The sequence below is a fragment of the Paenibacillus sp. JT22N15 genome (genome assembly GCF_059383755.1).
This window is the reverse complement of record NZ_JBXENV010000003.1, coordinates 334,711-348,281: the sequence shown is the minus strand read 5'-3', so window position 1 is coordinate 348,281 and position 13,571 is coordinate 334,711. Positions and strand designations below refer to the sequence as shown.

General features: G+C 51.2%; 10 protein-coding genes. 2 read left to right on the top strand and 8 right to left on the bottom strand.

Going from position 1 to position 13,571, the window contains the following annotated elements; genetic code table 11:
- Nucleotides 1–56: 56 nt before the first annotated feature.
- Entirely contained in the window at nucleotides 57–1,226 is a 1,170-nt protein-coding gene (locus AC50X8_RS07660) for a Ger(x)C family spore germination protein (RefSeq protein WP_494879202.1), read from the top strand.
- Nucleotides 1,223–2,317, top strand: a complete 1,095-nt coding sequence (locus AC50X8_RS07655) for a GerAB/ArcD/ProY family transporter (RefSeq protein ID WP_056040425.1) — start codon at nucleotides 1,223–1,225, stop codon at nucleotides 2,315–2,317. Before AC50X8_RS07660 ends, AC50X8_RS07655 begins: the two co-directional genes overlap by 4 nt.
- A gap of 33 nt (nucleotides 2,318–2,350) precedes the next feature.
- Here the strand turns inward: AC50X8_RS07655 and AC50X8_RS07650 are convergent, their stop codons facing one another.
- The 8 genes from AC50X8_RS07650 to AC50X8_RS07615 form a co-directional block, all read right to left on the bottom strand.
- Entirely contained in the window at nucleotides 2,351–3,364 is a 1,014-nt protein-coding gene (locus AC50X8_RS07650; protein WP_056040427.1) for a LacI family DNA-binding transcriptional regulator, read from the bottom strand.
- 164 nt (nucleotides 3,365–3,528) lie between these two features.
- On the bottom strand, nucleotides 3,529–4,359 hold the full coding sequence (gene iolB / locus AC50X8_RS07645) for a 5-deoxy-glucuronate isomerase (protein ID WP_494879201.1): 831 nt from the start codon (nucleotides 4,357–4,359) through the stop codon (nucleotides 3,529–3,531).
- 32 nt (nucleotides 4,360–4,391) lie between these two features.
- On the bottom strand, nucleotides 4,392–5,417 hold the full coding sequence (iolG, locus tag AC50X8_RS07640) for an inositol 2-dehydrogenase (RefSeq protein WP_056040431.1): 1,026 nt from the start codon (nucleotides 5,415–5,417) through the stop codon (nucleotides 4,392–4,394).
- Nucleotides 5,418–5,471: 54 nt separating this feature from the next.
- Entirely contained in the window at nucleotides 5,472–6,917 is a 1,446-nt protein-coding gene (locus tag AC50X8_RS07635) for a CoA-acylating methylmalonate-semialdehyde dehydrogenase (protein ID WP_494879200.1), read from the bottom strand.
- A gap of 27 nt (nucleotides 6,918–6,944) precedes the next feature.
- Nucleotides 6,945–7,952, bottom strand: a complete 1,008-nt coding sequence (gene iolC / locus AC50X8_RS07630) for a 5-dehydro-2-deoxygluconokinase (RefSeq protein WP_494860301.1) — start codon at nucleotides 7,950–7,952, stop codon at nucleotides 6,945–6,947.
- A gap of 153 nt (nucleotides 7,953–8,105) precedes the next feature.
- The gene (gene iolE, locus AC50X8_RS07625; protein WP_056040437.1) at nucleotides 8,106–8,999 is read right to left on the bottom strand and encodes a myo-inosose-2 dehydratase; all 894 of its coding nucleotides are present in this window, start codon (nucleotides 8,997–8,999) and stop codon (nucleotides 8,106–8,108) included.
- A gap of 40 nt (nucleotides 9,000–9,039) precedes the next feature.
- Nucleotides 9,040–10,905: a 3D-(3,5/4)-trihydroxycyclohexane-1,2-dione acylhydrolase (decyclizing) gene (gene iolD / locus AC50X8_RS07620; protein WP_494879199.1), complete on the bottom strand. Its 1,866-nt coding sequence runs from the start codon at nucleotides 10,903–10,905 to the stop codon at nucleotides 9,040–9,042.
- Nucleotides 10,906–11,114: 209 nt separating this feature from the next.
- A complete protein-coding gene (locus tag AC50X8_RS07615; RefSeq protein ID WP_494879198.1) occupies nucleotides 11,115–13,433 on the bottom strand; it encodes a glycoside hydrolase family 88/105 protein in 2,319 nt (772 codons plus the stop codon).
- Nucleotides 13,434–13,571: the final 138 nt, after the last annotated feature.

Here is a 13,571-nt window from a genome sequence, read left to right as displayed (position 1 = left end):
AGAAAGGATGGAAAAATCATATCCTTTCCTATATTTTAAAAAAGGGGGACTACTATGTGTTTCTCCACCTTAGTAAATATGCCTGTTTCCTTAGTATGCTGCTGCTGCTTAGCGGCTGCTGGAGCCAAATCAATTTTGATCAATTGACCGTTGTTTCAGCCATTGGTTTGGATGTAAATAAACAGGGGCAGCTCCAGGTTACCGTCCAGCTCGTGAATCCGACACTTCCCGTTGCCGCTGGTGGAGGCGGACAGCAGCGCAGAGCGATTGCCACATATTCGGCAAGCGGGTTAACAGTTGAAGATGCACTTGAGACGATTCGCAAGCAGGCGAAGAAAAGCCTCTTTTTCTCCCAGACGAAGGTTCTTCTCATTGGAGAACGTTTAGCCAGACAAGGCTTGGATCATAAGATGGATTTCTTCTGGCGGGAGCCGAATCAGAATTTCAACTGCTGGGTGATGGTTTCACGGCGTCCTGTCAAGGAAGTGCTGACTGATTCCAAAGAGCTGCAAGCTGTAGCCGCCGACGAATGGAAAGCTTATTTTAAAAATAAAACCTACAAGCCGACAAGCGGCGGCATCCAGCTTTATCAATTTTTGCCTAGACTGGAGCAGTCAAGCTTTCAAGTAGCAGTGCCTGGATTGCTTAAGGTTGACAATTCAGGCTCTAAGGATATCGTGATGGAAATTACGGACCTTGCTGTCTTTCGCAATAATCTGATGGTAGGCTGGCTGAACAGCGAGGAAACGCAGGTTGTAAGCTGGTTGACCCAGCTATCCGCGCAGGGCTTATTCCAAATGACTACCGAGGATAAGAAATCAATCATTTTTGATTTGAAAAACATCCATATTGCTATGAAGCCAACATTTGAAAACGGACAGTTGCAAATGAACGTACGTATGAAGTCCAATGCTTCCATTAAGACGTCCACCGATACGCTGGATTTGACGGATAAGAAGACGACAGACTTAATCAAATCAGAGCTGAGCAACGCGATTACGGCATCCATAGAGAAAACCCTGTATAAGCTCTTTCGCTCCTACAAGAGCGACGCTGTCGGTTTTGGAGAAACGATCCATCGCAAAGCCCCAAAAAGCTGGGAAACGCTGAAAGATGGCTGGAACGAGGAGCTTGCTAATATTAAGGTGCAGAGCAGCATTTCGATTGAGATTGTAAAATCCGGATTGCTAATTGACAGCAATATAAAAAAGGATGATGCACAGTGAAAAAGAGTCTAATTTCATCGGGTGAATTCTTTTTCATCATTTTCGTATCGATTACCTCGCTCACATTTTTCTCGGTTCCGAGCCTGCTGATCGCTAAGGTTAAGCAGGATTTGTGGCTGTCGATGGCTTTGGGCGCTTTAATCGATATTTATGTTGCTATTCTGCTTTATCGGCTGGGCAGATTGTACGCTGGCCAATCGTTAATTCAATATACACGCTCCATTTTAGGAAAAGCGGGCAAGGTTGTCGGCCTCATTTTCCTGCTGTTTTTTCTCGGAGTGATGGTTACGGCGATGTGGATTTATTGTGATTTTTTGTCTCGGACGCTTATGCCTGAGACGCCTCGCCTGGTCTTCTCGATCTCGATGACGATATGTGCCGGGCTGGCTGCCATAAAAGGTGTGGAGGCGATTGCAAGACTGAGCCAAATTATTGGCGTCATTATTTTGTTAACCTCCATTGTTTTATTTACCAGCTCCATTCCTTATATCCAGCTGCACTATCTGCTCCCGCCCTTTGAGTACGGCATTTTTCCCGCCATAAAAGGTGCCATCTACCCCGGCAGCTGGTTTGGCATTTGCATAATGATGGGGATGCTGATGCCGCATATCAAACAACAAAAGAGCATTTTAAAAATGAAGGTTTACGCCGTTGTGCTTGGCACTTCGATCATGACAATTTATTTATTGTACAGCATAGTGGTGATGGGACCCGTGATGGCAGCGCATTTTGAAAATCCAATCTATATCCTGTCGAGAATTACTCAGTTTATTATTTTCGAGAGGATCGAGGTGCTGCTGCTGCTCATCTTCATTTCCGGATCGTTCATTACCATCTCAACCTTGTATTACGCGATTACGGAAGGAACTGCGCAGTGGCTTGGGTTGAAGTCACATAAACCATGGGTATATGTATTCGGTGCCGTACTTGTGTTGAGCCCTATGTTTCCGTACAGCAATGAAGGCAGCATGGTTGATCGTTATTTAAGCTATTGGTTTCCGCTCGTATCGCTCATTATTGAAGGAGGCTTAATGACGTTCATTTTTATTTGGGCTATGATTAAAAATAGGGCGAGCCGCTCCTCTTCTTGAGCGATTCACCCTTAAGTCAAACATGATCCAATGTTATACATGAATGGAGCTTGTAGAGTGCCTAATGATCAGCTCGGGCTCCAAAACAATGCGCTCTGCTTTTGCGGCAGCTGATTTGTCCTGCAACGTTTCTACCAGCAAATCAACAACCTTTTTCCCCATCGCTTCAATAGGCTGGGCAATCGTCGTTAGCGGCGGGTCACTGACCGAGGCTAAAATCGTATTATCAAAGCCGATAACCGATACATCACGTGGAATACGAAGCTTAAGCTCCTTCGCTGCTTGCAGCGCGCCGATGGCGAGCAGCTCATTACAACAGAACAATGCGGTTGGCCGCTCCGTGAGCTTCAGCAGTTCCAGCGCTTTGCGCTTGCCGTCCTCCAGCGTATAGTCGCAAAACTTGACGGAGGCGTCGGACCAGGGCAGCCCCGCTGCTTCGACGACACTTCTAAATCCGCTAACCCGCTCGCGGCTGCTGCTGACCTTCATATGTTCGGCAAGCACCGCGACCCGGTGATGCCCTTCCTCAAGCAAATGCCGAGCGCCAAGCGCTCCTCCTTTAAAATCCTCCACGATGACCGTATGCACGGCCAGGGCAGGCATGTCCCGCGCAATGAGCGCTACAGCGATGGACTGTGTCAGCAGCGGCTTAATAATATCTTCGTTATCGATTCCGGTACCGATAATGATGCCGTCCACGCTTTTTTGCCGCAGCAGCGACAAATAACGCTCTACCCGCTCGTCTTTATTGTCCGTGCTGCATATGACGAGGCTGTAGCCTAATCGGCGGCTCTGATCCTCAACGGCGCGGGCAATTTCGGCGAAAAAGGGGTTGGATATGTCTGGAACGAGCAGGCCAAGTGTATACGTCCGCTTCCCGGTAAGCGCGGAAGCGATTACACTCGGCTGGTAGTTAAGCCGCTCCATAATGCGCATCACTTCATTTCGCCGCTCTTCGCTGATTTTCCCTTTGCCGTTAATGACTTGGGAGACCGTCGCAATGGAGACGCCCGCTTCTCTGGCGATATCATAAATAGTAGCTTTCATAAACGACCTCCGTTACTTTTGAACTGGTAGACTTATTATGTATCACAGCATGTTATCTTGCAATGAAATTGGTGTAATTGGCTTAAAATGATAGAAACCAGCCTCCGCAAAACGAAAGCTGGTTTCTACTATTAGTTGTTGCCCTTGTAAAACGGCGCTGCTTTCTAGGCTTTAGCCGTATCTTCAGAAGGCTTCGTCATAATCCAGGCATGGTCCGGATCATTATGAAATTTCCAAATACGGGTAGGTCCAGCCATCACGTTTAAATAATACACCTCATAGCCAGGAGGCGCACTTACAGGGTGGTAGCCGCGCGGCACGAGAACCGCTTCCCCATTGCGAATGACAAGCGTCTCGTCAAGCGAGCGGTCGTCCGTATACACACGTTGAATGGCGAAGCCCTGCTCAGGCTCTACGCGAAAATAATACGTTTCCTCCAGCAGCGATTCTTCCGGCAGCGCATTCCGGTCATGCTTATGCGGCGGGTAGCTGGACCAGTGTCCGCTTGGCGTAAACACTTCAACGACGAGCAGGCTGTCCGCCGGCGCTGTTTCTGGCAAAATATTATGGATTTGCCGCTCCAAATTGCCATATCCGCGCTGCTCTACACCTACAGCATCCGGGGCAATCAGTCTCGCTTGATGCTGGCCTTGGCCAGGAGCAGAGCAAATGGCGATATCCAGCGCAGTTACGGCTTCAATTTGATAAAAATCATCATTGGGCACGTAAACCGAATATGGCGGAATTTTCTCAAATACGCTCATCCGCTGGCCGATATTGCTCCACTCTTCTTTCTGAGTGCGCACATCCGCGCGTCCGCTCAGCAGCACGAGGCATACTTCATTTTCAGCCGTATTCTGCTTAAGCTGCTCGCCCGGCTCCAGATGGACGATGCGAAAACCAACATACTCCCATCCTGCGCTTTGCGGCGTTATGTTCATGAGCTCGCCCTGCTCGCCCGGAGCAGCGCTTGGTTTTACGATTAAATCAGACACTTGCGCACACAACCTTTCTTGTATCCGTCTACTTACGTAAGCTCGTGCAGCTCGCTTAGCTTCACTGGCCGTCTAAGCTTTACTGACAGCTTCGCCGCTCTTGCAATCCGCTCGGCTTGCAGCGCATCGTGACCATCGACCTTTACCTTCTTATCCAGCAGCAGCGCTTCGATAAACAACTGGGTTTCCTCTACATAAGCAGCATTGTAACGTTCAAGGAAGAAGTGCAGCGGCTTATCCCGCACAATGCCCTCGGCTGTGCTAATTTCCGCTGTATTCGGGTGATCATTCGTTGCGGCGGCACTGCCCTTGGAGCCGAATACCTCGACACGCTGATCGTAGCCATATACGGCTTGACGGCTGTTGTCGATTACGCCAAGCGCCCCGTTTTGAAAGCGCAGCGTCACAATCGCAGTATCGAGATCATCGCATTCCGCGAATACAGGATCAATGAGAACATTGCCTTGCGCGAAAACTTCCTCAACCTCGCTGCCTGCCAAAAATCTGGCCATATCAAAATCATGAATCATCATATCCATGAAAATACCGCCGGACACCTTGATGTAATCTTTATGAGGCGGGTTCGGATCGCGCGACGTAATTTTTATAATATGCGTCTCGCCAATCGTTCCCTGTTCCACATGCTCGCGAATCCGTTTAAAGTTGTGGTCAAAGCGGCGGTTAAAGCCGATTTGCAGCTTTACGCCCGCTTTCTGTACCGCTTCGACTGCTTCCTCTGTTTGTGAAAGCGTCATGCTGACCGGTTTCTCGCAAAAAATATGCTTGCCTGCTTCCGCAGCTTGTTTAATAAGCGGCACATGTGTATCTGTTGAAGAGCAAATGAAAATGGCGTCAATTGCTGGGTCTGCGATAAGCGCAGCGCTGTCTTTCGTAACGGTAGCGATGCCGCGTTCAGCAGCCCATGCTTCCAGCTCCGCGTTTGCGAACAAATCGCTGATTGCGGCAATTTCCACCTGCGGGAGCCGCAGCAAGTTGTCGGCATGGATTTTTCCGATGCGGCCTGCGCCGATAATGCCGATTTTAATTTTTTGTACCATTTTGATTGGTCTCCTTTATGCGATTATCCGTTTTTCAATAAGCTACCTATCAGGCTACCAACGAGCGGTCACCATTTTTTTGCGCGTATAAAATTCGACGCCATCTGTGCCGTTGGCATGCAGATCGCCGTAGAATGATTTTTTCCAGCCAGAGAAAGGGAAGAACGCCATTGGCGCTGGTACGCCAAGGTTGACGCCGAGCATGCCCGCTTCAATCGTTTCGCGGAATGTACGGACGTTGCTGCCATCCTTCGTGAACAGGCAGGCGCCATTTGCAAAATCCGACGCATTAGCAAGCTCAATCGCTTCTTCCAGCGTCGCAACCCGTGCAATCGCCAGTACCGGAGCGAAAATCTCATCTTTCCAGATCGTCATTTCCTTCTGTACGCCGTCAAACAAGGTCGGCCCTACAAAATAACCCTTCGCATCTGCCGCAGCATCTTTGCGTCCGTCGCGCAGCAGCTGTGCGCCTTCCTGCTCGCCGATTTCAATATAGCGAAGCGTCCGCTCTTTATGTGGTCCACGAATGACCGGACCGAGGAAAATACCTTCCTCCAAACCGTTGCCAATCGTTAGCGAATCCGCTGTTTGCAGAAGCTTGGCTACGAGTTTGTCAGCCACGTCACCGACAGCGACGACAACCGCACAAGCCATGCAGCGCTCGCCTGCCGAGCCGAAGGCAGCGTTCGTAATTTCTTTAACCGTCAGATCAAGGTCGGCATCCGGCATAACGATGGAATGGTTTTTCGCGCCAGCGAGCGCTTGAACGCGTTTGCCTTCCGCCGTTCCTGTGCGATAGACATACTCCGCTACCGGCTGCGAGCCAACGAAGGAAATGCCTTTTACATCGGGATGCTTCAGCAAGCCGTTAACGACATCATGCGCACCATGAACGATGTTCAGCACGCCAGCCGGAAGACCCGCTTCCTGAAAAAGCTCAGCAAGACGATTCGCAAGCAGCGGCGTCCGCTCCGATGGCTTGAGCACGAACGTATTGCCGCAGGCGATCGCAAGCGGGAACATCCAGCATGGCACCATCATAGGGAAGTTAAACGGTGTAATACCGCCGATTACGCCAATCGGATAGCGGTACATGCCAGATTCTAGTCCAGTCGCAATGTCAGGAAGCTGCTTGCCCATCATCAAATTAGGCGCACCCGCCGCAAATTCGACGCATTCAATGCCGCGCAGCACTTCGCCATAAGCTTCGGCGTAGCTTTTGCCGTTTTCTTTCGTTACAAGCTGTGCCAGCTCTTCCCAGTGATCAACGAGCAGCTGCTGGTATTTGAACAATACGCGTGCCCGTTTCGGTACAGGTGTGCGGCTCCATGAAGTGAATGCTTCCTTCGAATTGGCTACAGCCTGCTCCACATCTTCCTTCGAAGATAGCGGCACATAAGCCAGCACCTCTTCCGTTGCCGGATTGTAAACGGCTTCTGTCTGCTGTGATACGGAGGCTACCCATTTTCCACCAATCCAATTGCTTAATGTTGCTGTCATATCCACTCAATCCTCTCTGTTTTAAAATTAAATGATGATTTCGCCGCGGTTGCAGCGGTCAATATAGTCTTGAACCTGCTCGGCGGACGGCATAGCGTCAGAGCAGCTGTGGCTGGAAATGACGATACAAGCAGCGGCGCTGCCGAACTCCATGCTTTTCTCAATCGACCAGCCCTGCATGCTGCCGTACAAAAAGCCTGCCGCATACGAATCGCCTGCTCCGAACGTTTTAATGACTTTGGCAGGGAAGCTTTTGGCCCGGTGCGAAGCGCCATCCTTCGTGTAAGCAATGGAGCCGTCCTTGCCATGCTTGATAATGACAATTTGTGCGGCATAATTAAACCATTTCGCTGCGGTCACATGGTCATCACGCTCCGGATTAGGCTCGAATGTTTCCATATTGTCAAATTCTTCTCTAGTACCCATAATAATATCGCATTTTTCAGCAGCCAGGTTGTAATAGATCGCCGTTTCCTCCGGCGAGTTCCACGTATATGGACGGTAGTCAAGATCAAAGGCAATAACGACGCCATGCTTGCGGGCATAATCGATGGCCAGGAACACCGCTTCGCGTGAAGGGTTTTGCGCCAGCGCCGTACCCGAGATAAGGAGCATTTTAGACTGGGCAATCAGCTCTTCGCTAACCTCCTGCGGCTTAAGCAACAGGTCAGCGACGTTGTCGCGGTACATTAAGATGCTGCATTCGGACGGGCTTTTAATTTCGGTAAAAGCAAGCCCTGTCACTGCACCGCTGTCATCCGTAACGACGCCCGAGGTGGCAATTTGATTATTTTCCAAATACGTCGTAATAAAACGGCCCATTTGGTCATCGGCAACCTTGCCAATAAACGATGTTTTCATCCCGAGACGGGACATGCCAATCGCAATATTCGCCGGAGAGCCTCCAACGTATTTGGTAAACGTCATGGTCTCTTCCATCGGGCGATTAATTTCATTCGCATTCAGATCGATGCACAAGCGGCCAATGGCCGTAAAATCCAGCGGCTTCGCTGCGTCATAAGTGATATAAGCCATCCGAGGGCCCACCTCCTAAAGTTATTTAATGTTATGAAATACTTAATTAGATTTATTTTAAAATATAAGCATGTATAAGTTTCACACGTATCATCTGCTTATATTTCACCTTCGAAACGGTAGCTTAGCCGCCAAAGGACGGTGACAGCCGTTTCACCTTAACGAAGTTAAGTAACCAATCGCTTTCTTCGCATATTCATATGGATTATGAGTCGCAGGGTCCTGTTCGCCTTCAAGCATCGCCCAGCCGTTATAGCCGCGAGCCGTGAGCTCCTGAATAACTGGCGCAAAATCAAGGCAGCCGTCACCCGGCACCGTAAATACGCCTTTGCGAATACAAGTGACGAAATCGGCCTGCTCTGAGCGGGCTTCATCGAGTACTGACTGGCGAATATCTTTCAAATGAATATATGCGATGCGGTCATAATGTTTATTCAGCACATCCAGCGGCTTCGCTCCGCCATAATAAGCATGACCTGTATCAAACAACAGGTGCACATAGGCCGGGTCCGTCAGCTCCATCAGCTTGTCGATTTCCTCCGGCTGCTCAACTACGGTTCCGCCATGATGATGGTAAGCCAGCTTTAAGCCGTATTCAGCCGCTATTTTTCCGGCAGCGTTAAGGCCTGTCGCCAGCGACTGCCAGCCCGCTTCATCCAGCCGCAGCACTTCCGTCTCATTCGGCGTACGCCGCGGATCAAAATGCAGCGAGCCGCCAACCTCAGCCGTGCTAATGACCTTGCTCCCCATGCTTTGCAAAAACTCGGCATGCTTTCGGTAGCCCTCAAGCTCAGCCTCGCGGTAAGCGGGATCAGAGAACAGCACCGATTTCCACTGGGACACGAGCTGAATGCCTCGCTTGCCCAATTCCTCGCGCAATACGGCAGTGTCGGCCGGATATTTGCGCCCCATTTCCGTTCCGGTCAGCCCCAGCCGCTGAATATCATCCAAAATCTGCTCATAGGTCGTATCCGCCCCATGCTCCCGTACATCCTCGCCAACCCAGTTAATCGGGTGAATGCCGAGTGAAAATGTAAATGGCTTCATCGCTTACCCCAGCTCCTTATTCAAAAATAGGATCAACCTGTTACAGCTGCTTTGCCTTGCTGAGCTTTGCCTGCATCGCTTCATGCGCCTTGAGAACTTTGTCGCTCTCTGATACAGCAGGAACGCCAACATGCCACCAGGATTCATAGCCGCCGGAGTTCGTGCCCGGCAATACGCTAATTTCGATCAGCGTCGTGCGCTCTTCCTGTTTCGCCTGAAGCAAAGCCTCACGCAGCTCCTCCGCATTGGTTGCTTTGTATGCACTGGCCCCAAGACTGCGGGCATGGGCAGCAAAATCAATCGGCAGCGGCTGTCCGGTATATCTGCCTGTGCTCGCTTCGCGGTAGCGGAACTCATTGCCGAAGCCATCACTGCCATGCTCGCGCTGCAAGTTATGAATACACTGGAACCCATGATTGTCAAAAAGCAATATCGTAAACTTGCGCTGTTCCTGCAAACTCGTCACCAGCTCGGAATGCAGCATCAAGTAGCTGCCATCGCCAACCATCGCATACACCTCGCGCTGCGGCTCGGCGAGTGCTGCTCCGAAAGCGCCGCTAACTTCGTAGCCCATGCAGGAAAAACCATATTCCATATGATATGTTTTCGGCTCGGTCGAACGCCATAAGCGGTGCAAATCGCCGGGCAGGCTTCCGGCAGCGCCAACGACGACGGAAGACGAATCAATCGTTTCATTAATAACGCCGAGCGCGCGGGTTTGGGAGAAGCCGCCTTCATGCTCTTCCTTATAAAGACGATCAACCTCTGCATCCCAAGCCGCTTTGCGCTGCGCCACTTCCGCATCGGTGTAGCTGCTCTTGTAATTCGCTGCTTGCAGCGCACTTTGCAGCGCTTGCAAACCAGTGCGGGCATCGGCAATTACCGCTTCACCGCCCAGCTTCGCTGCGTCAGCGCCATTTAAGTTAATGTTGATAAACTGCACATCCGGGTTCGCGTATGCGGACTTGGAGGCGGTTGTAAAATCCGAGTAGCGCGTGCCGACGCCAATAACCAGATCAGCCTGTTTGGCCCATTCATTCGCTGCCAGCGCGCCGGTGACGCCAATGGCTCCTGCATACAGCGGATGGCGCCAATCGAATGCGCTTTTTCCGGCCTGCGTTTCCGTAACCGGAATGCCGAAAGCTTCGGCGAAGGCTTGCAGCTCGGAGGTCGCAGACGCATACAAGACGCCGCCTCCTGCTACGATAAGCGGATGCTTGCTCGCTGCAATGCGCTCTGCTGCACGGGCTACCGCATCTTTCGTCGGTTCGCGGCGGTCAACATAATGCACGCGTTTTGCAAAGAAGCTTTCTGGATAGTCATAAGCCTCCGCCTGCACATCCTGCGGCAGCGCGAGCGTAACCGCTCCAGTCTCTGCCGGATCTGTGAGCACGCGCATCGCTTGCAGCGCTGCGGTAATCAGCTGCTCTGGACGAACGATGCGGTCCCAGTAACGGCTGACGGCCTTGAAGGAATCCGTAGCCGAAAGGGTATAGTCGCTGCTTACCTCAAGCTGTTGCAGCACCGGGTCCGGCTGGCGCGAAGCGAAGTTATCGCCGGGCAGCAGCAGCACCGGAATGCGATTAACGGTCGCTGTTGCCGCAGCCGTTACCATGTTCAGGGCACCTGGGCCAATCGAGGTCGTGCAGGCATAAATCTGCTTGCGGTTACGCTGCTTGGCGAAGGCTGCTGCTGTATGCACCATGCCCTGCTCGTTTTTGCCTTGAATAAAGGTTAAGCGGCCTGCGCTTCTTTCCAGCGCCTCTCCCATGCCGGTCACATTGCCATGACCGAAGATGCCGAATACCCCTTCAACGAACTTCGTTTCCTCGCCATCTACCGAAATGTATTGCTGATCCAGAAACCGCAGCAGCGCTTGCGCCATCGTCAGTCGAATCGTCGTCATGCCCATTTCCTCCTATCGCAAATGTATGATTTTATCCTTTTCACCACAGTTATAATAAGTTGCCTTCTGCTCGTTTTACGCTTTGGATTAAGCGCTTAACTCACCAGAGGAATGGCGCCTAATGTTTTAGATTAAGCGCTTCACCCATAGGCTACTACAACATAGAGCCGCTGACAAGTTTTTTCTTTTGGCCTTGCTTTTACCACATCTTATTTTGCGTTATCGTCGTTTGTTTGCGTTTGCAAATGCCGCTTCAGCTTGGCAACTTCTGTGCCGGCAAGCATCATAATGCCGATACCGTGATTGTCGTTGACAACCGTCCGCAAATCCTGATCATAATAATCCGCTGTGAAAGCGTAGCGCGAGCCGCTGCATACGCCATGCACATTGCCCTGCCGGTCAATGGCGTAACGCGTCAAGCCGTCCCAGGCGCGGAACGCAGCATTCGTGATAGCGGCTGGCTGCTTCACCCAGCCGAAGCGAACGCCCCGAGCGAAGCCATAAGCAAACATTGCCGTGCAGGACGCCTCCAAATAAGTATCTGGACGATTGACTACCTGATGCCATAAGCCGCGATCTGATTGACGAGCGGCATAGCCTTCGCATAGCTCATTAAAGAAGTCCAGCAGTTCATCGCGCAGCTCATGAGCCGCAGGCAAAGCTTCCAGCACTTCTGTCAGTGAAAAAATCGTCCAGCCATTGCCCCGCCCCCAAGGGATGCCTGTCGCCCTGTCATATTTAAAATCATACACATGGGACATTAGCTTCTCACCGGGCATAAACAAATAGTTTTTGAAGCGCAAAAATTGCTTCGCCGCTTCATCCAGCGCCTCCCGATTGCCCGTTAAGCGAGCATAGCGGCACAGAAATGGCGTACTCATGTACAAATCATCGGCCCACATCGTATTGGCAGCATACTCGCCCTCGCAGGTGCGATAAAATGCGCCATCGGGCTTGCGCTCCAGCTTATTTAGCATAAAATCAGCGATGCGCTCGGCAATTGGCTCTACGCTTGCAGTAGCGAGCCCTTGTCTAGACTCCAGCATAGCCGAGCCGAATGAGCCGCAATTATCGAGCATTTTCATCATGACGAGCTGCTGATTAATGGCTGGGAACCCATATTGCTCACGATCCCAGAAGGAATAGTCGTACATTTCCGTACATGCCTCAACATGCTGAGTCGCATAGCTGACGATATCTGGACGATCCAGAAAACGACCGGTTTGCAGCAAGCCGTATATCGTGACGCCAAGCGGATAATCCCACCGCGCATAATTGGATACCGTACCGACTGTCCATTTATTGCTTAGCATGGCATTTTCGTAATAAGGACGTACCCAAGTGTTCGGTTGGTCGAGCTGCCAGTAGGTGTGCAACATCTGTCCCTGCTGAACAGGCTGCGATGCCTTGTTTAGAGCATATAGGCAATCCGTGCGAACAAGCTGCTCCCAAGCAGGGTTAGCCGCCCCAGCTTCAAACGGCCCGACATATAGCCATTGTCCTGCTCCCGAACCATGCACTTGCTGCGGCAGGCTCATTGTGACAGCGCTGCCATCATTGGCGTTAGCCGCCGTCAGCTCAAAGCCCCAAGACTGCTGGCCGCACACGCTGCGAGCTACGAAATGATGCTTGCCAGCTTCCAGCAAAAGCTCAATGCGAAACGATCCTGCCGCTGTGCTTTCACCTACCTGTTTTCCTTCAAGCCACAAGGTAAGCTCGCCAGAGGACTCGCCTTCAAGCACGACTGCTTGTTTCCCAGGCAGCGGCTGATACAATGTCGTCCACGCATAGGCAGCTTTGCCATGCTGCTCTCCGAAAATCCGCTCCAGCTGGCCAAGGCTGCGCTCCTCCTCTGTCCAATCGATAACCGGCAGCCAGTCCAGACCCGGCTCCTGCTGCTGTGATCCCATTAAATCCGGCTGCGCCACTTCTACCCGCTTGCCGGCCTCAAGGGCTGAATCAACCGGCTGCGAGAAAATCCATCCCGACTGCCCATAACGCTCCTCGAATGGTGCACGAACATTCATGATCCTTACTTTGGCCTCGTCGGAGCCGATTTGACAGCCGAAGCCCGCTGGCGTGCAAGTCATCGACAGCCATAAGCTGTTCCAGCCCTTTGCAAATACTAGACTCAGCTTAACCGTTGCATCCGGGCTAATTTCCTCTATTACATTCGAACGAAAAACTAGCTCGCCATTGAAATACAGTCTCACAGGACCAAGGCAGCGTACATTAATATCCAAGCTGCGCTCCTCATCGCTCCATACGAGCCCTGCTCCATAGCTCAGCTGCCCAGGTTTTGCCTCAGGAAACCGTGAAGCAAGATCCAGCTCATACAGTCCCTCTGCATTTTGCAAAACGCCATTTTTGTTGAAAGCGCGGAAAATAAATCCTGCCTGCGGATTCGCACCCACATAACGGTCGGCCAGCAGCTTCAAAATAGCGGTATCTTTGTCGCCAAAACGATGCTGTGCACTTTCCTCTGCTTGAAAATAAATCGACATCGAATGATCACAAATCCTTTCCATGGCGTAGCTTGCTATCCGTTAATCTATTTTATGAAAAAGCGATTAGGTATAGCGCTTAACTTGGTGAAAATGAACCGCGCTTGCAATCGCCAATGAACGGGCAATTTACATGACGCGGTATTGAAATTTAAACCTTAT